The following is a 26,889-nucleotide window of genomic DNA, read 5'->3' as shown; positions in this document are numbered from 1 at the left end:
ATGTAACAATAGAAGAGTTTCCTTAAATTATGCTTAAGAATGAGTACCAAATATATTTTCTGTTGCTATATATATTACATATCACAAAAATGATTAATTAAACATAAATTAGCCTGTTAAATGACCGCAGCCCTCAGATACACATTATTTTTTTAAAAATTTCCCTTTCAGCTTCGCTGTAAATAAGGCAACGATTTCGTCCTTGGTGACGACCAAGATGAACAAATACCAGATTCCACACACAATGATAATTGCCGCCGTCAACATGAGCGTTCCATGGACAACAGAACGAATCGCCATCGAGATTGGAATAAACAAAAGTGAAAACACAAGGTATTTTAAATTTCTCCATGACACCAAATTAAATGGTACCTTCAAATATTTCCGTATATAGACATACTCACCAGCAATGAGCAGGATATTAGAAATAGCGGTTGTAAAGATCGCGGTTCTCGCGTCTAATACATCAAAATAAAGACAGAAAGCATTCAATGCCAAGTTTACTGCACCACAAGCGAAAATTAATCGAACTAGAATATGTTCTTTCTTTTTAATATAAATGACTTGATTCGCTAGAATGGACTCAAAGCCAATCGTAATCATATAAAGAGCAAAAACCGACAAAACCGGTCCGGCCGGGATAAATTCTTTATCTCCATAGAGAACCACTGCCAAGTCAGCAATCACATAAAGTCCAATCGCGGCGGGGAAAAGCAAGGCCGAATACACCTTTGCAATCTTCTTTAGCAGCGAAAGATACTGTTGTTCTTCTTCACCGCCGACTAAATAAGACAGCCGCGGGATCGTCACTTGAATGATACTGAGCATTAAGGCATTAATCATCGTCGAAATTTGCTGAGCCATCGTGTAATACGAAACAGACCGTTCATTAACGAATTCCCCCAGCATAAACCGGTCAAGCTGGGTATAAAGAATGTTGCCATTCGAAAAAATAACAACCATTAACAATGGCTTCAAATGGGGGCGGAAGCTGAGATTTTTAAAATCAAATTTTACTCTCCGCCTCACATAAATATAGCTGATGATATTATTTAAGCCAGTAGTGGTGGCTAACAATCCGATAAAGATAAGATAGTTATCGGCACTTTTTACAAACGTAAGTAATAAAGCTACATAAATGATTTTTACAATCATGGTCTTGATGGTAATAAAACCATAATCTTCATATGCTTCATTTACCCATTCTACATAGAAAATATTTAAAAAGAAATTAAGCGAATAGACCATTAAAACAGGAAATAAAGCCCTGCCCCCATAACCCAAATAGGACACAGTCAGATAGATAACCAATGTCACAATGTTTGTCAGCAGGCCTAATGTAAATAAACTTGTAAATAACTGATTGACCTTTTGCTTATTATGTTTGATGCGGCTGACTTCACGCAAGCCATATTGATAAACACCAAAGGCAGCAAATATAAAGAAGTAATTAAAAATCGTTTCCCCGGTCTTTACTCTCCCGATTGCCTCTGAACCCAATGTCCGGTAAACATATGCCCCAATGATTACAGGGACGATCAAGTTGAAAAAATTTAAGGTGATTTTATAAATGGCATTTTTTAGTAGTGACTTTTGCATAAAACTAACCCTCAAATCAAAAAGTAAGGGCTGTTTGTCATGTCAGCCCTTCAAATCTATTCTCTCTTTTATTAATCGTGTCAGCCCATTATTGCTAAATAAACTCTTTTACAATAACAGGCTTATCAATCATTTTAATATTGTCTGGTGATTCTCCGGTTATCCAGTTTTCATCTACTTTCATATAGGATGTCCCGTAGTTGTCTATCAAATACTCATGATAATTGCTGGGAATCTTAAAGATTTCCCCTTTAAATTCGTAATCCATTAACCCGGAAAAATGCGATGTGACCGTTGAAGTTCGATAACCCTTAGCAATTTGATAGTTTGAATAATTTTCAAATTCCATATTAGGGCCAATTTCACTAAAATAGCACCAAATTGTATTATCGCTGCCCTTTTTATAATAAAAAATATCAAAATGCAAGTCATTTAAATGAAAGGCTTGCTCATAGATCTTCCCGTCCATTTCGAATTGCTTATAAAGTTTGACCCCTTTTTTCGCCAGTATCTCAACGAGCCGAGCCTTCTTACTATCGTCAAAATCGAAGCAGCCGATATCAAGGTCCTTGTCATGACCGATAAAATCCTTATCTCTTACTGCTCCAAGCAAGGTTCCATAATCAAGCCAAAATTCCTCACCAAGTTCTGCAAACGCTTCCTTCATGAACTTTAACATCTTCAGTCCGTAAACATGGACACTATACTGTTGCTTTTGATATTGCGCTCGGTCATATTTGCGTTTCAGTTTTATTAAAACGGAGTTGTTTTTGGCAATGCCATAAAACTTACTTGCTCGTAATTGTTTAATCAAATTATCAACTATCGTTGCCATTTTCCTCCCCCTTCCTTCCTTGAAGGAAAAAGGATGTCTCAAAAGGGTCTGACCCCACGTTTAACACTCAATATAAAGACGCCAAATAGAAAATTCAGCGGTATGTTGAGGTTGTGGGGTATGACACTAAATGTTGAGACATCCTTCCAGTAAATTTATTTCTTTAATGTTTTTAATAGAAATTTAGGTAAAATTAACTGCCGCTTCCAACGCCAAGGTTCCTTAATAAGACGATAGAACCATTCAAGTCCTAAGCTTTGAAACAGCTCTGGAGCTCTTTTCAGATTACCTGAAATGACGTCATACGAACCACCTACTCCCTGGAAAACGTAGGGTGTTACCTGATTCATATGATTCACAATCCAATATTCCTGAGCAGGGCTTCCTAATGCAACAAACATAATCTCTGGATTATGTTCATTAATCGTCTCGATCATGACCTTTTCGTCTTTTTCATAGCCATGTAACGTGCCTACAATTTGGATCCCTGGAATTTGTTTTTCCAGTTCCGCCTTAGCCGCCTCTGCTACCCCGGGCTTCCCGCCATACAGAAAAATTCGTTTTCCTTCTGCTGCCGCTGTTTGACATATTTTTAACATCATATCAATCCCGGTTACACGGCTCTTTACCTGACCGCCTTTTAGCTTTGAGGCTAAAATGACGCCAATACCATCCGGAATCTGATAGTCAGCACGGTTCAAGAGCTTACTCAACTCTTCATCCGCTTGTGCCTTCATAATTTTTTCCGGATTAATGGCTACGATAAATGATTTCTTTTTCTTTTCAATATCCTGCATTAATAACGAGGCGAGCTGGTCGTAATCATAATTACAAACATCTATCCCAAGAAAGTTTTCTTTCATAACGTACCACCTGTTATTCCTTTTGTCTTGTCATATGTAACAAACTGCGGCTTTGGTTTTGGTCCGCCGCAGTTTTCTTCCGTTCTTACGTTAGTTAGATTTAGAATCCCCTAATACACGAACATCAAAACCTGCTTTTACCCAAGCTTCACGAGGCAGACAATTTTTTGTATCGAGGACGATTTTTGACCGAACAAGATTAGCGGTCTGCTTTGGATCCAAGATCTTAAATTCGTCATGCTCCGTTAATACAAGGATGACATCTGCATTTTTTAATGTTTCCTCGAGGTCTAGAGATTGATTAGGTAATTTCTGCACCTTGATATGTGGATCAAAAGCGGTTAACTCAAGGTTCATCTCATTTAAATGATGAATCACCTCTACAGATGGACTTTCCCGCATATCATCGATATTCGCTTTAAATGATAAGCCTAACACCGCAATTTTTGGATTTTTAATTTGGTGCTGTTCACAAATGGTTTTAACCTTATTAGCTACATAAAGCGGCATAGAATCATTCGTTTGACGAGCCAGATGAATGATTTGTGCATTTTCAGGTTGTTTTTCTACAAGGAACCATGGATCTACCGCAATACAGTGTCCGCCGACACCAGGTCCTGGAAGGTGAATATTCACACGAGGGTGATGGTTGGCAAGCTTAATAGCATCCCAGACATTAACCCCCATTTTTTCACTAATCTTCGCTAACTCATTAGCAAACGCAATGTTAACATCGCGATAGGTGTTTTCGATGACTTTAACCATTTCTGCTGTAGTAGCATCCGTTAAGAAAATTTCACCTTTTACGAAAGCACGATATAGTTCTGCTGTTTTTTCAGATGACTCTTCATTAATACCGCCGACAATCCGGCTGTTGTTAACAAGTTCTTCAAAGACGCGGCCCGGAATAACACGCTCAGGTGAATGGGCTATAAGCAATTCTGTTCCCATTTCAAGTCCGCTTTCTTTTAAAATGGGCATCATGACATCTTCAACTGTGCGTGGTGGAACAGTCGATTCTAAAATGACAAGATTTCCTTTTTCAATAAAAGGAACAATTGATTTTGTTGCTGCTTCTACATATTTCATATCAGCGGTTTTATCAGGATTGATTGGAGATGGAACTGCAATAATAAAGGCATCAGCTTTAACAGGTGTGGTTGAAACGGTAAAATTACCACTGTCAATTGCCGCATTTAGTCGTTCCTGCAGGCCATTCTCTTCAATATGAAGCTGTTTATGCTGGATCATTTTAACAGCTGCAGCATTAACATCTACTCCATGTACATGCAAACCGTTATTAGCAAACATAACAGATGTTGGCAAGCCGATATAACCAAGACCAACGACACAAATTTTATTCATAAAAGTTACTTCCTTTCATACGTTAACATTTGTATATGTTTATATTTTACCTTAACGACGTAATCTACCCGTCAATAAGTAAGACGATTAAATTTTTACAACTAATTGTAACAAAAAACAACAGTAAAATAAACTCAAAGACGCAATTGATGTCGAAATATCCTATTTTGTTCAATATTTCACTTATATGGTGAATTTTTATTGCAGAATGATGGAAACTAACAATGATTTAAAATATGTATTGCAGTTGAAATCGTGCCATATCAGGTCAAAAAAATAAAAAGCGAAATCAACATTTCGCTTTTCATTAACATTTTTTATTATTGGATCCAAGCACCGCTGCTGTTAAGTTTATATCCGCCAATGCTTGTATTCTTGGCCATTGAGCCATCAGAATATAGGAAATACCATTTTCCGCCTGTTAAAACCCAGCCGGTACGCATTGCGCCGCTTCCATCTAAGTAGTACCAATCATTTTTCCAGAATAACCAGCCTGTTTTCATGGCACCGTTTGATTGTAAATAGTACCATTTGTTATTATCTTTAAGCCATCCTGCTTGTTTGATACCATCTTTATAGTAGTACCATGTTTTACTCGATAGAACCCAGCCATTCGTGGTGTTGCCAATTCGTTTAGAGCCAATATATGTATTTGCATAATAAGACTCATTTAATGAACTAACTTTTACACCCTTACTTGAAGCATGAACAAACTTATTATCATCTAAATAGATGCCGACATGGGATGCGCCTGCCTTATAAGTACTAAAGAAAACTAAATCGCCTTCTTGTAAGTTACTTTTTGAAACCGGCTGACCTTTTCTATATTGATCGGCTGCAGTTCGAGGAATTGTAACTCCCGCTTTCTTATATGTATAACTAGTATACCCTGAGCAATCAAATCCGCTTGGAGAAGTCCCTCCCCACACATATGGTACACCTATATAATCAAGAGCTATGTCTGTAACTTTATCGCCAAATGATGCCGCTTCTGCTTTTTGTCCACTGATTAATCCGCCGAAGAGTAAAGAACATGATAGTAAACCACTGACAACTAACTTCTTCATGATATCCCCCTAGTTTCCTTGTCTCTCTTTTTGCTATTTATAGTATCTCATAAAAGTTACCAGTCTTAATTTACAGTTAGTTATTAATAGTATTACAGGAATGTTTCAAAAACTGACCAAATTCGACTTTTTATTAGTTTTTTCAAATAAATGCAAAAAAAACAGGCCTATTGGCAGACCTGTTTTATGACATTTAGCCTATTACAACCAATATTCACTTAATATTGGTCCTTCTTATCCTAGCTTTAATGTACTAGTATTTGTCGAATCGGGGAGTAGAAATTTTATAAAAAAAGAATCAACCTACATGCTATTAGGCGTTTTTTTAATAGTTTGTTAGAGCATCGCGCCGTCTCTTCCTAATCGATATCCGCCAATTTTCGTATTGGCCGCCATATGACCGTCACTATAGAGGTAATACCATTTACGGTTCACATAAACCCAGCCTGTTTGCATCGCGCCGCTTTTATTTAAGTAATACCACTTGCCGCCATTGCTAAGCCAGCCGGTTTTCATGGCACCGCTATTATCGAGAAAATACCACTTGCCGCCTGTTTTCAGCCAGCCAATTTTCATATCACCGGCAGGATTCATAAAATACCATTTACCATTTACATACTGCCAGCCTGTTTTCATCACTCCGGACGAATCAAGGTAATACCATTTGGTGCCCGTTTTCACCCAGCCGGTTTTCATTACACCAGTATTATCGAGGTAATACCATTTACCGCTTGTTAGAAGCCAGCCCGTTTTTAGAGTCCAATCTTGATTGAAAAAATACTTCTTGCCATTAATCGTTTTCCAACCAGAATTTGCCGTGAACTGATTAAATTCTTGCGCAAGTTGGGCAATCTTGCTTGCCCAGGCTTCATCGGTAGAGTATTGATGCAAGCCGCTATTAAACCGCATGTTATCTAGTGTTGGCTGTGGGAATGAATAGTTTTCCATAAATTTTTCCCTGCTCACAAATCTCTTATTGATCCATTGTGCCCCATTTATGATTCCATCATTTGGAGTGGAAAAACTAGCTGCTCCACTAGTAGGATTAAGGTCATCTGCTCCAATCCCATAGAAGTTGTTCTTCGCTTTAACAATATCGGAAGTTCCCCATTTGGACTCAAGGCCTGAATGGGCCAAAAGATAAATGGCATTCAAGCCCGTTTGATTTTGGGCGTTGATATAGGCCGCGCCCGTATTCGTCATTAATGTTTTAGCCCAATTTGTTTTATAGTTAATAAACTGGTTGAGGGCGTTCGCTGAGATATTGGCTTTTTTGTTTAATGGGGTGAAAATAGAAATCTGGTTTTTGTTGGTACCCTCTTCATAGGGGATGATATTGCTCCCAGCTTTGTAATCTATAAATCCTCCATTTTCTTCCCCTTGATAGAATCCATAAATCCAGCCTGTTAAACGTTTATCCACTGTTTGAACCTTATAAAAATTAGTCGCTTTATTATAGTCAAGGACATTCACCTTGGCGTTATCAGGAATCACCCCGGTTTTTGCATAAGAGGTACTTGGTCCCTCTCGCAAATTTCGACCCTCTTTAACCAACCACGTTTGTTTCGAGCTATCGCTGCTTAAGTAGGCTTTATGAACCCAGCCTTCTTGGCCGTTGGTCATTCTGATTTTTGCAGCATAGTCTTTCTCGCTTAAAATGGTTACTTTATCGTTATAGGAAAGTTCCGCTAAGTGGGCATAGCCAGTTTGGGTATGAATACGAAAGTCAGAAAGTTCCTCAAAACTCTTATAAACTGGCAGTTTCACTGAAGTAACAACCTTTTGTACTTCGGCTGCTTCTACGTTTTTTGATGGTACGCCATAAGACCAGCCTAGTATGACAAAAAGCATGATAAAACTACAAATTACTCTATTTTTCAACTCATTTCTCCTCTCTACTTCCTCAGTTTTATTTCTAGGATTCTACTAATAGTTTACCATAGTTTACAACGGTTCCCACAAGTTTATATCTCTTCCTTTAGTGAAACCCTTCGCTAAGGATTTACCGAAAAATGTCAATAAATGGACATAGATGTGATATAGATAGTTTCGTATTTTTTATAAAATTAAACTTGAATGCTGCCTAAAAACGGGAAGGATGTGCTCTATGGCTTATAAGCCCCGAACGGAACGGAGAGAGTTAGTTATTTTAAGAAGTTTAAATGCTCGAATGGAGTTAGCTGAAAAAGATAAAAAAATTATTTGTGGATTAAAAAAGGTTATGAGGGGGAGTTGATGTTTGATTCACTAACGGAGAAACTTACGAGTAAACCTATTGTCTTAAATGATTTATTGCTCGAGGTAAACAATTCGAAGTTTCAAATAGATACGTTGATTATTGATGAAACCATTTACCTTTATGATGTTAAAAATAATGAAGGTGATTATTTTTTTGAAGCAGGTGATTTCTATATGATAACGGGTAAGTTAATGAAGAATCCCCTGAAACAACTCTCACGATGTGACTCCTTATTCCGTCAATGGCTCCAACAATACGGATTTATATTTCCACTTGAATCGCGGGTAGTTTTATCAACCCTAATTTCACCCTATATCAGGCACCCAAAGATGAACCAATCATTTATTCTACCCAGATTAATAACTTAACGAAAAAATTAAATGCGTTATCAGGGAAGCAAACCGGAAGATACACCAAGCTGGCGGAGCTGTTAGTTTCCATGCATCAAACTGACTCTCCTTATCCTTATATTCCTCCTTATTCTTATAATGGCCTCAGGAAAGGCATACTTTGTCCCTTGTGCCAATCTTTTATGGTTCTTGCGAGATTAAGGAATGTACTCTGTAAGGAATGCGGCTATGCAGAGGATGTTGATACTGCGGTAGTGCGTAATGTGGAGGAATTAAGGTTACTTTTTCCGGATGTTAAGATTACTACGAATGGAGTACAGGAGTGGTGTGCGGTAATTGAATCGAAGAAAATGATTGGGAGGATTTTAAAGGAAGAATATAAAGCTATCGGGTTTGGTAGATGGGTTTATTATGAATAAAGAGTTAAGGTTTGGGCCCTGGTAAAATACTAGGGTTCTTTTATTTGTGAAGTTTAAGTATTTAGGATCTTGCTAGGCTTAAAGTACTTCCTCTTTTTTCTTGTGTTTGGCCGTTTAGAGTGTGGATAAACTCCCCTTCGAATCTGTTTTCTTTTGTTCGGTCGTTTAGAGGGGCCATAAACTACCCGTCTCCTTCTATTCTCTTGCGTTAGGTCGTTTAGAGGCGACATAATCTACCCTTCGCCTTCTTTTTTCTTGTGTTCGGTCGTTTAGGCACTTTTATATCACAACTAATCTTTTGTCAGCTTCCATAAACACCCTCAAAAAAAAACAGACACCAAAGTGTCCGTCTTTTTTTATCCACGTGCCGCTAATGATTGATTCAATTTTTCAAGATCTGCTATAGAGTCAATTTCGTAGCTGTCATCTGAATGAATTTCTTGAAGATAAACATTTACCTCATCGAGATGATCCTTAACGATGTTATCCCAGAACAACTCAGTAAAGCTGCTTTTGGAAACGACTTCTTCTAATTTTCCAACAATGTACTTGCCATCCGTCTCAGACCAATAAGAAACACCGCAGAGAATAAATTCGTGGTTTCCATCACCAACTTCAATATCAGTAACCTTATATTGGTCGTTGAAGCGGAGCATCCACTCCCCTTTAAAATCAGGCTTTCTGGCACTGAAATACATGGAATTTTTTGGCTCTTTTAAAAGAAAATTGTGATGCAAGTATACATCGCCCTCGCACACATAGGCATCGTGGAGATATTCTCTAACTAAATACATGCTGTAAATGTTATTATAGACCTCGTACTTATCATTATGAATGAGCTTTACACCATATTTTTCTTTTAAATAGTCGAATTTCTCAGCTAAATAACCTGTAACCACGATGATCTCGTCGACACCAATTTCCTGTAGATATTCAATCTGTTTCTCAAGCATCGGCTTGCCGTTTACGACAGTTAGGGATTTTGGTGTTGTGAGTGTTAATGGTCGTAATCTTGTTCCCATTCCTGCTGCTAGTAAAATTGCTCTCATTTAAGTTGTTCTCCTGCCTTTACTAATTTCCATTCATTTTTAACGTCCGCGTTAGAATTGGTCTTGCCATCAACCCATTACGCGCTTTTCTTAGCTTTGAACATATTCATCCATTTTAGTTCATCCTGGCTGGCAACCGTAATGACCGAACCAACTAATATCATAATACTAAAAAAGACGACCTTTGCGGTAATAGGTGTGTGTAAAATAATAAAACTTAAGAAAATGGCCCAAGCTGCATAAGAGATATTTAACGCCATCGCGCGAGTCGGTCCAAGCGTATAAATGGCTTTATAGTAAAACACATATGATGCGGTACCAGACAAGGCAATCACCGCAATTAGGAAAAATTCACTGCTCGTCACGACTTGACCCACAAGCGGATACGCCTTAAAAATAGGTAAAATCAATACGCCGTAGGTTACAGCAGAAACCAGCTGCCTAATTTGCAGCGCCTGTTCAGGCGAGATTTCATCATCCTTCATGCCGTAAGCGAGAATAACACACTCCATTCCCCAGCCAAAAATACATAACAGAATAAAAGAGAAGCCAAGAATATAACTTGGTGACGGCGTACCTCCGGAAAAACCAAGCAGGAAAATAAATAAAATGCTGATAAAAAGCCCAATCCAGTTCTTTATCGATAATCGGTCTTTCAAGATCAAGAAAGCAAAGAACGCCCCAATGGCCGGGTATATGGCCGAAATCGATGCTGATAGTGATGCACCTAAGTACTTAACAGCAAGCACGTAACCGGTCATTCCAATCGGACCGCCGAGAAGTGCCCCTAACATAACAAACCGGCCGCTTCTTGTGAATATTTTTTTAAAAGGAACTTTAAATTCCCCTCGAATGGTCATATACAGCATCATCCATAAGCTGGATAACATATCATGTAAAAAAGTACTAACTAATGGAGCAAGAAAAATGACGGTTTCGGTTGAAATAAATACGGTCTTTGCTAGCACCATTCCAATTAAAACGGTGTCGAGTGCCCAAGTGAATCCAGAAAACATACCATAAAAAATACCTTTATTTTTGGTATACATACGTCATCTCCCTAATTAAGTCATGGTTTAAATGCTCTCTACAGCGATTAAAGCGATCGATTCCATATGTGCCAAAATCGTCACCCTTCGCTTCTTTTATGACTGTCCAAGTACTCCATAGGAAATCCTGGAAAATTTTATTCATCAGCACCCGCTGTTGAATTTCTAGCGGAACTTCATCTTGTTCTAAGTAAAGCATTAGCAGTAATTCTTCTTCTTCTGGTGTAAAATTACTTTCCATAGAATGAGAGGCTAAATCCCACATTGGATCATTCATGCCGCTATATTCCCAATCAATAAAATACAACTGTCCATCCTTGCTCAAGACCATGTTTTCTGGAACCGGATCGATATGGCAGGGGGTCATTTTAATATCCATAGCCTGGTAAATCTGTTTCAAGTTCATTACTTGAGCTTTTACTTCTTCATATGGTACATATGGTTGACCCTTAGCTTCCTCCATCAGACGCTCGTATACAGCCATTCTTTCAAACACATCAAAACGATTTGCCATCTGTAGGTTAGAAGAATGGAGCTTTCTAAAAATGGCGGTTGTCATTTCCATAAAATCTTGGCGTTTACACATTTTGCTGTTCAAGGTTTCCGCCCCTGGGATCAATTCCGCTATTTTTACACCTGTTTCTTCATTAAAATAAATCAGTTCAGTATCAATGCCAAGTTTGCTGGCGAGTGCAGCATTGAACTTTTCCTCTTTACGATTAATCATCGTTTCCGTTCCATTCCCTGGAATCCGGAGAACATATTCCTTCCCCTTAATGACCACTTTAAAGTTCTTATTAGTCATGCCTCCAAACGGCTGAATATCCTCAATATCCTCGTAGGCTAAATCTAAAGCATCCATTAATTGGCTCTTGATAAAAATTTCAAGGAATTCTGCTTCCTTCCTTTTTAGCATCGGATAGGTTTTTTCCTTAATGGTGATATAGTGCTGCTGGCTGTCATTTTCACCCCAAATAAGGTTATGCATTTTCAAATACCCAATGTTGTAGTGTCTCGAAAAATCCAAAAGCAGATATTCATAATTGATATATGGATTTTTATTATTTCGTTGATATTCGCTGACCATTTTTTCATAAACTTCATAGGATAGTTTGCTAATTCCAATCATTTCACCGTCGATTCGGTTAAACTGATGGATGTCTTTAGAGATTTTATGTAGATAGCCATTTTTAATTTCAACAAAAGCCTCGTCTCCTGATCCACTCTCATTGCTAATCAGGACACAATCACGCTGCGGGTGGGAGAGTATTTCTCTTATTGCCCGCTGTTCAATTAAAATATCATCTTCAACTAAAATAAAATCATCCGTTATAAAGTCAAAAGCGGCAGTCAAGGATGCCATTGAACCAGTCCATTTGTATTTTGGATTATTCACAAATGTAAGGTGGTTAAATTCAGGAAACCCCTGGAAGACTTCCCGCTTATAACCAGTCACCATGATAATATGATTGATGCCGTTTTCCTGCAAAATATCAAGATTTCTTTTCAGTAACGTGGTACCGCCTATATCCATTAATCCGGCTGGTTTATCGAAATCTTTTCTTGGCCCAGCTGCTAAAATTACCGCCTGTTTAATTTCCTTGAGCGGCTCTTGATGGATATTAACCTTTTTTTCGTAATAGGCTTCAATCCCGCTTTGTAAAAAGTCCAGCCCTTTTTGCGTTAGAAAATAACTAATATTTCTCCCCTTTTTTTCCCTGTAAATATAATCTCCAAATGTTAGGTCATGGATTAAATAATTAACCTTTCCAATTGAAATTCCGCATATTTCAGCCAGTTTTTTTTGATTCAAGTTGGCATTTTTATTAATGGCTTCTAATAATTGAAATAAATGCTGTTCCATTTCATTTGTCCTCCGATGTATTCAATATTTGAATGTAAAGTTATTGTAACGCAACCTTAAAACTCTGTAAACAAAAAAAGGAAGGATTTATTCAAAAATTGAATATAAAAGAGACTAAAATTAGAAATGTACTCCCCTGCTCCCCTTGATATACGCAAAAAGACTGTGCAACTTCATGCACAGTCTTCATTTTTACCTTATTTATAAACAGGAAGGTCATAATATAAGGTATATGAACTTAATGAATCATAGATTTTTTTAATATTATATGTTTGTTTAACGGCCCAGCCTATATCGGTAGCATATTGATGACTAGGATTAAGCGGATTCCAACGCATTTTATAAAGTGTATTTTGTGGTGTTGCTGCATTTATATAGCCGGCGCCAATAAATTCTGCACCGCCAATGATGGCAGCTTCCGGTGTAAACCAGCCCTTTTTATAGGCCATTTCCGCTCCACATGTATTTGGACAGCTGTCAAAGGCACCGATGCCGTACATATTATAAACCTTCACTGGTTGGGCTAATGCTTGCCCATCCACCTCTGTCACCTCAATACCTTGAGCCAACGCAGATTTACCATTGCCTGTTTCAAGCAAGGCATGGGAAATTAAATAAATTTCATTGACATTATACTTTTTGCTCGCTTGAAGGAATGCATTTGCCTTTCCTTCTAAAATTCCTTTTCCAGCCAATGCTTTCGCATTTAAGTCCTCGGCGGTTGTACCTGCCCCCTTATTTAAAAGGAGGAATTGGAAGTACTCTGTACTAGTCGAGCTAAACGTTTTTGGATTCAAATAATAAGACACATCTGCAGATTTCGCATTGCGCCAGGTGTCGTACTTAATTTCGTACCATGTTCCCACTTTCGCAAGTACTTGCACTTGTGTACTCGGCTTTACTGTTCCAAAAACAAACGAACTTGTATTAGTTTCTTCCCGAACGTTCAGCGGTGTTGTGGATATTACGAGTCCTTTTGTTGGATCTTGAGCATCAACAAGAACATAATCAGCACTCACATAGGCCTTACTATTTCTATACTTATCCGTTTGCGGGGTTTTCCCCATTTCGATGTCGAGGAACTGCTGGAATGTTTGGCTATAATTAGTTGTTGTCGTAATCGGACCTGTATTTAAGATCCCGTTATCAAAAAAGTTATAGGTCCTGCCATCGATAACTTGTTCGCCAGTAACCATTTTTCCATTGGCAGCAAAGTAGTATTTATAATCACCCAGTGTTAACCAGCCTTTTGCCATACTGCCACCGCTAAGTAAATAATACTTAGCACCGTTATCAATTAACCAGCCTGTCTTCATTATTCCATAATTATCCATGAAATACCATTTTCCATTGTCATATACCCAGCCAATAGCCATTGTGCCATCGGTTTTCAAATAATACCATTTATTATTGTCTAATAACCAGCCTGTTTGCATCTTGCCATCCTGAGCAAAGAAATATTTTTCTCCATTTTCAGTTAACCAGCCCGTTTGAATTAAGCCGTCTTGGGTAAAATAATACTTATTCGTACCTTCGGTGAGCCACCCTTTGTGCATGACTCCACCAGCATCGAAAAACATAATTATTTTTCCGTCACGGAACCAGCCTGTCAATGGGGATGTGTTCAAGGCACCTGAAGCAGCAAACTCATAGGGCTTTCCGTCAATGAATTTTTGACCAGTAACCATTGCACCGCTCAGGCTAAGATAATATTTTATGTTTTGATCAACAATCCAGCCTGTCTTCATCGCACCGCTTGATTCAAGATAATACCATGTTGGACCATCTTTTATCCAGCCTGTTTTCATCGCACCACTTGCATCTAGGAAGTACCATTTCCCACCTGTTAACAGCCAGCCTGTTTTCATCGCACCGCTTGGTTGCAGAAAATACCATTTATTATTACTTTTTACCCAGCCAGTTTTCATGGCACCATTTGCGTCCAAGAAATACCAACGATTTTTATCTAACAGCCAGCCTGTTTTCCTGGCACCACTCACATCCAGGAAATACCAAATATTTTTATCTAAAAGCCAGCCTGTCTTCATGACACCCTTGCTATCTAAAAAATACCATTTATTATTATCTTGAATCCAACCAGTAATAGGCGTACCTGTCGAAGTTAAATAGTACCAATGATTATTTTGATACTTCCATGTATTCGTACCCGCGGCAGTGACACCTGAAGCAGCGGAAGAGAACAACATAGTTGCCAAGGCTAAAGCTGTGAACCCTTTTTTCTTCAAAATTTTTCTCCCTCCAAAAAAGATCTTTCTATTAAATTATCTATATGAAAAAATAGTTAAGGACAAACAAAAGGAATTGATTACCGAACCAAACCTTTTCATATAGTCGAAAGAACCCCCTTTTTAAAAATTGATAGTTTCTCCTTATTTTCTCATGTTGGCACGATATTTCAATAAAAAAATGAAAAATATGTCGTTTTTAGTACTTTCGCCATGGAATTCCAATTTTTAGGTCGAAAGAAAATGGCGAACAGATTGCTCTGCTCGCCATTCTTTTTAAGATTGTAAGAGTAATTGTTTATTTAATCCATGCACCATCTTTGCCCAATTTATAGCCATTGATAGTTGTATTAACAGCAAGTTGACCAGATTGGTAGAGGAAGTACCACTTTTGGCCAACCTGCTTCCAGCCTATTGCCATGTCGCCGTTTGGATTCAAATAATACCATTTACCCTTTTGTAAAACCCAGCCTGTTGCCATAGCACCATTTCCATTTAAATAGTACCATTTACCCTTAAGCGCAACCCAGCCTGTTTTCATTACGCCATTTAAACCAAGGTAATACCACTTATTGTGATCATATACCCACATTTTCTCTGCCATTGCGCCGCTCTTGGTTAGGTAGTACCATTTGTTCTTATCTTTTAACCAGCCGGTTTGCATTTTCCCATCTTTATCAAGGTAATACCAAACATTGTGAACCTTTAACCAACTAGTTGCTTTGACACTGTTGTTGTAGTAATACCACGAGCCGCCTTCATACTTCCATCCCGTTACATTGGAACGATTGACCACAACTTCTTTCACCGTTTCATTGCCGGCAAGATCGCGAAGCTTTAAAGTTATTTTATTTAAGCCGCTGGAAAGAGGCACTTTAACTTCCACCTCATCATTTGCAGGCGTTAGCACATCAACCGGACCAACAATTGCTTTTTCATATTCATGATTATCATTAACAAATAATGAAAGATAGTTAAAATTGTCTTTTAGGTTAAGTTTTAATGTCACTTCTTTAACCTGATCAGCAACAAGCTTTGGTGCGGTCACATTGATTTGTGGTGCAGTAGAATCAATGAAAACCTTACGAGATATCGAAGACTGATTGTCTGATTTATCGATTCCTTTGACAATGATATCGTAGAAGCCGTCCTTTTCAAATGCCACTTTCGTTGAAAAGGCGTACATTCCCGGGCCAGCATGGGTAAAGCTCACTGCTTTTCCATTAACGGTTAAGGAGGTTAATCCCAAATCCTCCATGATAAAACCGGTAACCGGGACTTCTTTCGCGTTATATGCTCCATAAGGCATGGTTGAAAAAGGATCAACGACGATTATTGGATCCTCATCTTCTACCTCACCAACCGCAGCTGTATCTCCACCAAAGTTATACGCATAGTCAACAGCAAGAACATCAATTAGCGCACCTTCTGGCACATCGGATAATTCATAGCTAGTTTCCTCACCAGTTGTTTCCCCAACATATTCACCATTAACAAAAATGCCGTATGCCAATACGCCTGCACCCTTATCAACCCCATTCCAACTGACTGTAGATGTTTCTGGGTCGAAACTTGCTTTCACTTGTGGTGAAACGGTATCTACTAAAATAGGAATATCTTTCGTTTGATAGCCGGCACCTTTATAATCTATCACAGACTTCACTTGGTAATAATATAAACCATCCTTCACTGTTTTACCTTTTACCGTACCATCCCATGACCGGTCGTAGTTATAGGAAAACGGCATTCCGTAACCGTCATCATAATAACTTTTAAATACGTTTTTCTCCAATTTCACACGACGTAATACTTGTTTATTTTCATCTAATACATTAAACTGTGCCTCGGCTGCATTCCGTAAAAATGCTGGGAATACATTGATGTCCTCTTTCATCCAGTCTCCATTTGGCGAGAACGCATAGAAACCTTTTTCAGGAACTGGTTCGGTAAACCAGTCATCTGACAACATATTATGGATAGGAACTTCAACTTGATTGCCCTCTTCATCTTCATAATCAAACATACCTTGGAGATCGAAGAATTGGGATTCGCCCATATCCTTAAAGCCATCGAGAATAGACGGATTATCCCACTTGCCGTAAAAGCCAACATATGGAACTGTTAGATCCGGACTAAGCTCTTTTTTGCCAATGGCATTCTTATCTGCATCCTCTAATCGAACAAACCCTTCAACAAACATATCTGGTTGAAGTTTAACAGTCGTTTTCTTTCCACCCGCTGTGATGGCAGGCACTTTTGCCTGACTAATATCCACCTTAATGGTAATATCTTTTGTACTTCCAGCAGGAACTGTAACGGTCTTTGGTCCACCGACAATCACACCTTCTAGATTACCGGCACTCAAAGCATTACGGTCGTCTCCATCCGCACTTTTCTTGAGAGTATCCGCTAATACAGATGTATGTACTGTATAGGTAATGTCCTTTGTTGAAATGTTTTTAGCAGTAAGCGTCATTTCAAACTTTTTAGAAGTAAAGTCTTTTAGTTCGACTTTTGCTTGGTTATTGTTCTTATTTACAACATATACGGGTGTCTTAACTGCATTGAATATCTGCATCATCCCAGCGCCCTGAAGACGTGGTGAATATGGCTGACCATTGGCATCATTGATCACTTTTGCCGTATTCATTAGAAGTGTTTTCGCCAAATGTGTACGTGCACTAACGGAAAGACCTTTAAAACGAGTGTCCTTTTGCAAGTACTGCTGGACAAGGGCGGCACCGCCGGCCACATGCGGAGCAGCCATAGATGTTCCACTATATTCGCCATATTGATCATCATTTAGAGTCGAAGTAATGTTTCCTCCTGGGGCCGTGATTTCTGGTTTTAACTCAAGACCTGGTGTCGTTCCCCATGAAGAAAAATTAGTTAGTTTACCTGAATCAGGGTCTTGTTGTTTTTCTAATTGGGTAATGGTTGCCGAAGTATGGCCGCCGGCAATGGCAGCTTCGAGCGCCTCACCCTCTTTTTCCGAAATTAACATAAACGGAATGTCAAAGCCACCCTGATTTTTATAGAACGTCTCCCCATCATCATAAACGATAATGCCAATGGCACCTGATTCTGCAGCGATCCACGCTTTATCAGCAAGGGATAGGTCACCCCTTTTTACAAGGACTACCTTACCAATTACATCTACATTTTCATAATCCTCAAAATAACCCAAACCACCATTTAGGCTGACCACCTGTAAATCTTCATTTTCTGCTGTCAGTGAACTCCAGTCATCTTTTCCATAGCCAACACCCGTAAAACCGTCTACTGCAATCGAATGTTGATACTGGTTGATAAGATTGTTAGCCGCTGCAACAGAAATACCATCTGGATTTAATCCTGGTGCTTCAACGACACCGATATCCGGATTTTTATAAAAAGGATTATCCCAACCGAAACCAATTGTTCCCGAGTTTCCAGCAGACATCGAACAGACAATACCATTCGTGGTTGCTCTACTGATTGCTACATCCTCGGCACTATCCTTCGAATAAAACGAGGCTATTTCGCCAAGGCTCATGTTCAGCACATCTGCTCCGAGTTTAATCGAATCATCAATGGCTGCCAGGTATACATCCGACCATGTAGAAGGGAAAAGAATATCATTACTAAACACCTTCATCGCCAACACCTGTGCTTCAGGGGCTACCCCTTTAACACCGCCATCCTCTTCGTCCCCATTGGCAGCAACGATACCGGCTACATGCATGCCGTGCATTCCCGTAAATCCTTTATCGAGGATTGTGTCGTTCTGGTCAAAATAGTTATAGCCATACGGTACCTTTTCCGTATAAAATTTCCCTTTTAATCCATCTTTACCGACAATTTGATTGACATCTTCCTTAGAAAGTTCGGCCTTCGAGTCATCTGATAGCACAAAGTCCTTATGGGTTGGATCAACGCCTGTATCAATGACAGCGACAACCATTCCCTCGCCTTTTAAACCAGCATCCGCCCAAGTTTCGGGTGCTTGAACATATGATTTGCTTGTTTTTAAGTCTGGTTTAACCGGACGCTTGTATTCATTTGCCAAATATACCTGTTTAACGCCTTCAACGCCCTCAAGCTTCTGAATTTCACCAAAAGGGATTTCAGCGCTGAACCCATTAAATGCAGTTGAGAAGTGGTTCTTGTATTTTAGTTTGACACCTTTGGTTTTGATTTTTTCTTTTACGTCTTTCTGTGCCTTATCAAGTTTGGCAGCGATTGATTGTTTCGTACTTTCCGCTAACTCCTTGTAAAGTTTTCCTTGTTTTGTTGCGATCTCTACAGGTGTCTGCCCATCGACTTCTACGATGACACGAACATTGTCCGTCTCTTTAAATTTATTTTTAAGCGTTTCACTAAGTTTTTTGTGTTCATTTACTTTTAAATGCTGTTTAAACTGGTTCACCAAAGAAGAGTAATCTTTTTTCACTGGTGTTTGTGCTGCGGCTGATGCGGGAACAACATATCCAAGGTTTGATAAAACCAAGGCAGATGCTAACGCATATGATGTCAATTTCTGTTTCTTTTTCCATGACTTAAGACTCATTCTTTTATTTGCCCCCTCTAAATAACTAGCACACTTAAATTATTTCAATCTAGTAAGTATCTCCAAATTTGTAGGAAAAATCTAAATGATACTTCAATTCTAGTAGACCCCTACCTCTTGGTCAATCTATTTTTCAAAAATAGATTGCAAAAAAATTCCAATATTTTCATAGGGAAAAGGTCATAAAAATAGCGAATAGAATTGCTTCTATCCGCTATTTTTCACTAAAATACAATCTTACTATTTAATCCAAGCTCCATCCTTACCAATTTTATAGCCATCGATCGTAGTGTTGGCAGCCATTACACCGGAATTGTAAAGGTAATACCACTTACCATTTACATATTTCCAACCAGTGGCCATGGCACCGCTGGCATTGAGGTAGTACCACTTACCATTTACATATTTCCAACCAGTAGCCATGGCACCGCTGGCATTGAGGTAGTACCACTTTCCACCTTCTAATAACCAGCCGGTCTTCATTGCACCAGACTTGGTTAAGTAATACCAAGCACCGCCTGTATATACCCAGCCAGTAGCCATTTTTCCATCATTTTTTAAGAAGTACCATTTACCAGCGTCTTTTACCCAGCCAGTAGATTTAACATTCTTCACATAATAGAACCATGATCCATTTTCAAATTTCCAGCCGTTTTTCAATACTGGTTGTGGTTTTACTTCTGCATCCTTGCGGTTAATCACTACTTCTTTGACTGTTTCGTTACCTGAAAGGTCAGTAGCTCGTAATGTAAATTTATTTTCGCCTTCCTTAAGCGGAAGTGTTACCTGATAATCCTTAGTTAATGGCTTTAAAGCATCCACTGGGCTCACAAGCGGTACTTCAAACTCATGATCCTCGCCCACATAGAAGTTTAAGTAGCTAAAGTTATCTTGCAGGTTTACATTCAAGGTAACCTTATCAACCTTCTTATCTACTCTTTCTGGTGCTTTTACATTAATTACTGGCTTAGTAGTATCGATATAAACCTTACGCGCAATTGAGAATGCTTTGTTAGAATGGTCAACCGCTTCCACTTGGACATCATAGAGTCCATCCTTTGCAAACTTTACAGTCGTAGCGAACACGTAACGTCCCGTTTCATCTTTCGTTAAGGCAACTTCTTTACCATTAACCTTCAATGATTTTAAGCCAGTATCGTCAGTGACAAAGCCTTTCACCGGAACTTCTAATGTATGATAAGCCCCCCAAGGCTCTGGCGAATTCGGTACATAGGCACCATCTGAATCCTTTTCACCATCAGAAATAATGATTAATGGAAGATCAACATCACCGATGGCAGCAGTATCATACCCATAGTTACCGGCATTGTCCCATGCGACTACTTGAATAATTGCTTTTTCAGGTGCATTTTTAAGGACATAGGAAGAAGTTTTGCCATCTACCTCCGCAACTTTTTCACCATTTACAAAGATCCAGGATGAATCTACACCAGTACCATTTTCAGTTGTTTTCCAAGAAACAGCTGACTGCTTAGGATCAAATGCAGCAGCAACGGTTGGCTTGGTTGTATCGACATAGACAGGAATTTTCTTAGATTGCCACTTCGCTCCTGCATAGTCGATGACCGTTTTGATTTCATAATAGTACAAGCCGTCTTTTACCACTTCACCTTTTACTTTTCCATCCCATACGCGGTCTGTTTTATAGGAGAATGGATTAGCAGACCCACCATCAAATGCATTTTTGTAAACATCTGCTTCAGCCTTCACACGGCGAAGCTGCTTGCCGTCCTTGTCCAAAATGTTGAATTGTGCTTCCGCAGCGTTTCTTAAAAATGATGGAATTGGGTTTATATTCTCCAAGTATTTATCACCATTTGGTGATAATGCATAGAATTTATTATCAACCGAGGTGCCAAAATAATTTCCATCTACTTCTACATCTGTGCCATCTTTAAAAAGGTACTTCAAATCAAAGTATCGGTCTTCGCCAAGCGTAGCAAAGCCATCCACGTTTTGCGGCTCATCCCAATTTCCGTAGAAGCCGACATATGGTGCAATTAAATTAGGCGTATTTTCATCGATACCCGCTAAAGTCACGAAGCCTTCAACGAAGATATTTTTTCTTAAATCTAGCAGCGTTTTGTTGCCATCAGCATCTAGACCTGGAATTTTTGCATTTGAAAAATCAACCTTAACCGTAAAGTCCTTAGATTCTCCAGCTGCAACCGTTATGGTCTTAGGTGCATTAACTTTTGCTCCTTCAAGATCACCTGCAATTAGGACATTGTATTGATCCTGAATCGTATCCGTTACCACATCCGTGTTGACATTGTAGTTTACTGTCTTATTAGAGATATTTTTAACGGTAAACGTCATTTCAAATTGTGTCGATTGGAAGTCCTTCAACTCAACCTTAGCATCGCCAGTAGCCTTATTCACAAAGTAGGCTGGTGTGGTAACCGCCGCATAGGTTTGCATCATCCCAGCACCTTGACGGCGAGGTGAGAATGGCTGGCCATTTAGGTCATCGATATTTTTCGCCGTGTTCATCAATAATACTTTTGCTAGATGTGTACGTTCTGCAACCGTAAGCTTGCTGAATCGAGCATCTGATAGCAAGTATTGTTGAACGAGGGCAGATCCACCGGCAACATGCGGTGATGCCATAGACGTACCACTCATTACCGTGTACTTATTATTATTAACAGTCGAGTAGATATTTCCACCAGGTGCTGTAATTTCAGGCTTCAATTCAAGGGATGGTGTCGTTCCCCATGATGTAAAGCTTGTCATTCGGCCCATTTCAGGACTGTTCTTCTTATTGGCTGTAGCAACATGAATGAAGGTCTGCCCCTTAGCCACTTGGTCTTCAAGGGCAGCTCCTTCTGCACCTGAAATCAGCATAAATGGAACATCCCAGCCGCCTTGGTCCTCATAGAAAAATCCATTTGTTTTATTGTAAACAATAATTCCTGCTGCACCTGCATTAGCAGCATTAATGGTCTTGTCAACGAAAGTTAATGTCCCTCGTGGAACAAGGACGACTTTTCCTTTAACATCGATATCCTTATAGTCTTCAGGGTACCCTAGCTTGCCGCCAAGGCTGACCACTTCAAGTTTGCCACCATGGGCTGCCGCTAATTTTTCCCAGTCATCAATCCCTTGACCTACGCTTGTGAATCCTTCAAGACCGTCGACGGTCACATTTGTTTTATACCAGTATGCTTCGTTACCGGCAGCGGCAACGGAAATACCATCTGGATTTAAACTTGGTGCACCTACTACGCCTATATCAGGGTTTTGGGCATATGGGTTATCCCAGCCGTCACCGATATGGTTGGAGTTACCGGCAGACATGGCACAGACAATTCCGTTTGCGGTTGCTCTTTGAATAGCAAGGTCTTCTGCGCTATCTTCTTGATAGAATGCAGCGACATCACCTAAGCTCATGTTTAAAACATCGGCACCTAGCTTGATGGAATCATCAATTGCAGCAAGATAGACGTCAGACCATGTAGATGGATAAATAGGGTCATTACTAAATACCTTCATCGCAAGAACTTGCGCCTCTGGAGCAACCCCTTTAATTCCACCGTTTGCTTCGTCCCCATTCGCTGCTACCGTTCCCGCAACGTGCATACCGTGCATGCTTGCACCAGGTCCTAAGTCAAGGATAGTGTCGTTTCCATCATAATAGTTATAGCCAAAAGGAACTTTATCTGTATAAAATTTACCTTTTAAGCCATTGTCAGCAACAGCTTGGGCTACTTCATTTTTTGTTAATCCTTCTTTAGCGTTATCTGTTAATTTAAAGTCACGGTGGGAAGGGTCAACACCGGTGTCGATCACCGCAACAACCATACCTTCGCCTTTAAATCCTGCTTTTGACCATGTATCTCGAGATTGAACGAACTGATGGCTGGTTTTCATGTTAGGTTCAACTTTAGGTCTGTTGTACTCATTTGCTAAGTAAACAGCTTTTACACCTGATACAGCCTCAATTTTGCTAAGATCGCCGTAAGCGATTTCACCACTGAAACCATTGAAGGCTGTTGAGAAACTCTGTTTGTATTTAATCCCAACACCTTTTGATTTGATTTTATCTTTAACGGATTGTTGTTGACTTTTTACCACAGATAAGAGTGAAGATTTTTTATTTTCCGATAATTGTTTGTATAATTTTCCCTCTTTTGTCGCATATTCAACAGGCGTTTGCCCCTCTACTTCGACAATCACGCGTACTTTGTCAGTTGCTTTAAGGTCAGCTTTTAAATTTTTAGCAGCTAATTGTGCTTTATGAGATTCCCTCGTTTGCTGCTGTTTTAATTGTTGGACCTTTGATTCTATGTCATTAGGTTTATATGCTGCTGCAGATGTGGGTTGTGCAAAGCTAAAGTTGGATAATACTAGAGCGGAGGCTAATGCATATGTAGCAATTTTCTTACTTTGGTTCTTTTTACTCATCTACTTCTTTCCCCCAATTCAATAAAATAGATTCTACTTGAACATTATTTTGGTATATTCTCCTCCTTTTATTTGCTAGAATAATTGGAATATACAATCTAATTTTAGTAGTTTTATCCAACAATGGTCAACATAATTTTCGGATTTCGAAGAATTAATTTTCGCAATATTCGACATTTTCATCAAAACGATTTATGGTATTTTTAGCCAGTAATTACCAAGAATTTTGTATAATTTTGTAAATCCTTATGTGCGAGTTATAGCAAAACAATAATCGTCATTTCTCGGGAAATCGCTTCAGCTTCCTATTTGCTTTCTCGAATAAAGTCGTTTTTTATCGACAAGAATTGATTTCCACCCTTTCATGAGTGCGATATCATTAATTCTATTAATACTATTATTTATTTGGAGGTTGATGAAATGCCGCTTTTACATATGAAGGAAATCTTCACTCCACTAAGACTTATTGGGATCAAGGTATTTCGCCCTCAAGAAGGACGAACCTATATAAAGGTCTGAAACCAGCCGCGCAAACGAATATTCGTGAAAGACTGATTGACAGTCTTTTTTTTTGTGAAACTAAATCCTTTTAATTTGTTTTTTTTAGAAAAATTGGAGAATAAATGGTTTTTTTATTAACTTTTATAGTAGGATAATAATAGTTTTAATCTATTCTACTCGTTATGGAGGGCTGAAGATGCTAACGGCCGCCCAGCAAAAAGTAAAACAAGAACTAGAAGAACTGCAGGCAAATGCTCGATTCCATCAGGAAGCCGAAGCTGTTTCGCCGGCACGACGTACTGGTAGGAAACTTGGGGTCTATTTCTTAAGCGGATTATTGGTATTAATCATTATGATCATAGTGGCCACTGTTACTACCATGACGCCTAATCAAAAGGTGATGGTATCCTACTTAACAAAAGAGCAGAAGTATCATTTGCAAAGTGAGCAACTACTAAACAACTGTCTGGAAAAAAATAGTGTAAACTATCAACAAGCGTTAGGCCTACAAGCAGAGCTAATAAAAAGGACCGCTGCTCTAGATGTTCCTTCCAGTTTAAAAAATCATAAACTAGATTTCTTGGATGTCATGAACCAGAAGCAAGATATTCTTATCTATCTCACTACCACAAAGGAACCAAACCTGATGATCCTAAATAAAAAAATAATGGAACTACAAGTAAAACAAGAATTAGCAAGAGATAGTTTACAAAAGGCTTTAACTAGAGAAAAAGTTAAATACATAATCATGGAAGATGGCACCGTTCAGTATTGGCTGAATGATAAATCCTATTCCTATACATACTGAAAAAAAGGGTCAGACCCTGCAACCTCATCATGCCGCCGAACTTTTCTTAATAGGCGACTATTGATTGAGTGTTAAGCGTGAGGTCAGACCCTTTTAATACACTATTTATATCATTCAGCTGCTTGCGCCAGTTCAACTGCTTCGAGCTTACGCTTCTGGCGTCTATTGTTTATTTTTTCTAACGTAAACAAAACCACATGAAGAACCAAAACTGCTAGAGCAAATAGTTCAACAGCGTAATCAACATAGTACCATGATAAGGTGGCAGTGATATCGTAGAGAGCATGCACGAGGACGGTCAACCAAAGGTTTCGGGTCCATAATAAAATTAATCCGAAAAGCAAACCCATGTCTGCAAACGTGACAATGGCCCCAATCCGAATCGACCACGGCTGCTCCGAATCTAGCGTGTGGTCAATGCCAAAGAGGATGGATGTAACAAACAGCGCTGACATCAGAAATAGATCTCTGCGTCCGCTTTCCCACCTGTGCGGGAATATTTTTTTACATACCACGAGAAATAGAATCATATAGGCAAGGCGCCAAACTTCTTCCAATCCCGCAAGCGTATCCGCAAATAAATCATAGCCCAGTAAATCTACTTTTTCAAAAAAGGACCAAATTGGTTCCGTTGCCTCACCTGCAACGGTATCCTCCTTCACATCAGACATCTGCATGTCCGCATAGTCTTGCACGAATTGATCATAATCAACACTAAAATCCTGAAAGGTGCTGGTTGAATAAATATTAATGATCGTACTTCCGAGAAAGAAAAATAAGAATGCCCCTGTAAATTTTAATGTCAGCTGTCGTTTTGTTGGTGGATGGTCTACAGAACTAGTGAGGCGCCGGTGCAGTTTCAAGCCGACAAAAAAGGACGCTACCATCATAGCATCGTAAAGGGTACTGGCCAGATTGCTGTACCGGGTCAAATAGAGGAGAATTTCCGCCCCAATCGTCACAACCAGCATGGCAAAAAGCAACTTTTTCGAAATCGGTTTTGTTAAGTTCGATGTCATCCTTGTCATTCCCTGCTATTAGAGTTCAACTACCAATTTAAAATCGTAACCGCCAGGATTCCGAATCCATTTAAACAAAGCAGGAATAGGAAACAGCCAAGCACCCACTTCCATTTTCTCTTCACAAATTTTTCTCCTTACCATTACGAATGTATTTACATGAATATTACCCTAAAAATAGGTTTAGTGAAACTATTACTAGATCATAATACTGATAATTTAACATATTGACAGGCGAATATCACCACAATATTTTTCCATCTTCCTGTTATTGTCAACAAAAGTTATTCACAGTGAGGCAATTTATAATTTCCTATAAAACAAAAAAGGGCAGCTAATTTTAGCTGTCCTTCTTCGTGCCTGGCAACGTCCTACTCTCACAGGGACGCGTGTCCCAACTACCATCGGCGCTGAGAAGCTTAACTTCCGTGTTCGGTATGGGAACGGGTGTGACCTTCTCGCCTTAATTACCAGACTATAAAATTAGAGAGATCGTTCTCTCAAAACTAGATAATACAGAAGAAGTGTTGTAAAACTCAAGTTCGCTTAAAAATTGTCCAGTTGCGGCTCCTAACTTCTCGGCCGTTTCGATACGTCCCTTCAAATCCAAAACCAGGATTTGCAGTGCCGGCTCTCCAA

The 26,889-nt window shown here is 39.1% G+C and carries 16 protein-coding genes and 1 rRNA gene; 3 read left to right on the top strand and 14 right to left on the bottom strand.

Translation table 11 applies throughout. From position 1 onward, the window contains the following. Window positions 1-144: 144 nt before the first annotated feature. The 6 genes from AC3ANL_RS04380 to AC3ANL_RS04355 all read right to left on the bottom strand — a co-directional run bounded on the left by AC3ANL_RS04380 (window position 145) and on the right by AC3ANL_RS04355 (window position 7,610). Window positions 145-1,599 (bottom strand): oligosaccharide flippase family protein, encoded by a 1,455-nt coding sequence (locus tag AC3ANL_RS04380; RefSeq protein WP_488328047.1) that lies wholly within the window; start codon window positions 1,597-1,599, stop codon window positions 145-147. Window positions 1,600-1,693: 94 nt separating this feature from the next. Continuing rightward, window positions 1,694-2,434, bottom strand: coding sequence for a LicD family protein (locus AC3ANL_RS04375; RefSeq protein WP_488328046.1), 741 nt, complete (start codon window positions 2,432-2,434; stop codon window positions 1,694-1,696). A gap of 155 nt (window positions 2,435-2,589) precedes the next feature. Further along, complete coding sequence (locus AC3ANL_RS04370) at window positions 2,590-3,297, bottom strand: WecB/TagA/CpsF family glycosyltransferase (RefSeq protein WP_488328045.1); 708 nt, start codon at window positions 3,295-3,297, stop codon at window positions 2,590-2,592. A gap of 90 nt (window positions 3,298-3,387) precedes the next feature. Further along, window positions 3,388-4,662, bottom strand: a complete 1,275-nt coding sequence (locus AC3ANL_RS04365; protein ID WP_488328044.1) for a nucleotide sugar dehydrogenase — start codon at window positions 4,660-4,662, stop codon at window positions 3,388-3,390. A 320-nt stretch (window positions 4,663-4,982) separates the two neighbouring features. Further along, complete coding sequence (locus tag AC3ANL_RS04360) at window positions 4,983-5,729, bottom strand: C40 family peptidase (RefSeq protein ID WP_488328043.1); 747 nt, start codon at window positions 5,727-5,729, stop codon at window positions 4,983-4,985. A 336-nt stretch (window positions 5,730-6,065) separates the two neighbouring features. Beyond that, complete coding sequence (locus tag AC3ANL_RS04355) at window positions 6,066-7,610, bottom strand: glucosaminidase domain-containing protein (protein WP_488328042.1); 1,545 nt, start codon at window positions 7,608-7,610, stop codon at window positions 6,066-6,068. 354 nt (window positions 7,611-7,964) lie between these two features. On the opposite strand from AC3ANL_RS04355, the gene AC3ANL_RS04350 reads away from it, so the two are divergent. Both AC3ANL_RS04350 and AC3ANL_RS04345 read left to right on the top strand, forming a co-directional pair. Continuing rightward, entirely contained in the window at window positions 7,965-8,336 is a 372-nt protein-coding gene (locus tag AC3ANL_RS04350) for a nuclease-related domain-containing protein (RefSeq protein WP_488328041.1), read from the top strand. A 164-nt stretch (window positions 8,337-8,500) separates the two neighbouring features. Then, window positions 8,501-8,737 (top strand): hypothetical protein, encoded by a 237-nt coding sequence (locus tag AC3ANL_RS04345; RefSeq protein WP_488328040.1) that lies wholly within the window; start codon window positions 8,501-8,503, stop codon window positions 8,735-8,737. A 356-nt stretch (window positions 8,738-9,093) separates the two neighbouring features. On the opposite strand, the gene AC3ANL_RS04340 is transcribed toward AC3ANL_RS04345, so the two are convergent. The 6 genes from AC3ANL_RS04340 to AC3ANL_RS04315 form a co-directional block, all read right to left on the bottom strand. Next, a complete protein-coding gene (locus AC3ANL_RS04340) occupies window positions 9,094-9,786 on the bottom strand; it encodes an NTP transferase domain-containing protein (RefSeq protein WP_488328039.1) in 693 nt (230 codons plus the stop codon). Between the two features lie 77 nt (window positions 9,787-9,863). Then, a complete protein-coding gene (locus AC3ANL_RS04335) occupies window positions 9,864-10,835 on the bottom strand; it encodes a DMT family transporter (RefSeq protein WP_488328038.1) in 972 nt (323 codons plus the stop codon). Then, the gene (locus tag AC3ANL_RS04330; protein WP_488328037.1) at window positions 10,819-12,699 is read right to left on the bottom strand and encodes a phosphotransferase; all 1,881 of its coding nucleotides are present in this window, start codon (window positions 12,697-12,699) and stop codon (window positions 10,819-10,821) included. Before AC3ANL_RS04330 ends, AC3ANL_RS04335 begins: the two co-directional genes overlap by 17 nt. Before the next feature lie 197 nt (window positions 12,700-12,896). Further along, entirely contained in the window at window positions 12,897-14,945 is a 2,049-nt protein-coding gene (locus AC3ANL_RS04325) for a glucosaminidase domain-containing protein (protein ID WP_488328036.1), read from the bottom strand. 298 nt (window positions 14,946-15,243) lie between these two features. Further along, window positions 15,244-19,494, bottom strand: a complete 4,251-nt coding sequence (locus tag AC3ANL_RS04320; protein ID WP_488328035.1) for a S8 family serine peptidase — start codon at window positions 19,492-19,494, stop codon at window positions 15,244-15,246. 240 nt (window positions 19,495-19,734) lie between these two features. Continuing rightward, window positions 19,735-23,922 carry a S8 family serine peptidase gene (locus tag AC3ANL_RS04315; RefSeq protein ID WP_488328034.1) on the bottom strand — a complete coding sequence of 1,396 codons (4,188 nt, stop codon included), beginning with the start codon at window positions 23,920-23,922 and terminating at the stop codon, window positions 19,735-19,737. Window positions 23,923-24,619: 697 nt separating this feature from the next. Here AC3ANL_RS04315 and AC3ANL_RS04310 point away from each other — a divergent pair. Further along, window positions 24,620-25,231 carry a hypothetical protein gene (locus AC3ANL_RS04310; RefSeq protein ID WP_488328033.1) on the top strand — a complete coding sequence of 204 codons (612 nt, stop codon included), beginning with the start codon at window positions 24,620-24,622 and terminating at the stop codon, window positions 25,229-25,231. 110 nt (window positions 25,232-25,341) lie between these two features. Here AC3ANL_RS04310 and AC3ANL_RS04305 read toward each other — a convergent pair whose 3' ends face one another. Continuing rightward, complete coding sequence (locus tag AC3ANL_RS04305; protein ID WP_488328032.1) at window positions 25,342-26,250, bottom strand: CPBP family intramembrane glutamic endopeptidase; 909 nt, start codon at window positions 26,248-26,250, stop codon at window positions 25,342-25,344. Between the two features lie 358 nt (window positions 26,251-26,608). Then, a 5S ribosomal RNA gene (rrf, locus tag AC3ANL_RS04300) occupies window positions 26,609-26,725 on the bottom strand. Window positions 26,726-26,889 lie beyond the last annotated feature (164 nt).

Source organism: Neobacillus sp. DHD-1R, from assembly GCF_057747995.1.
This window is presented reverse-complemented; position numbering and strand designations above follow the sequence as displayed.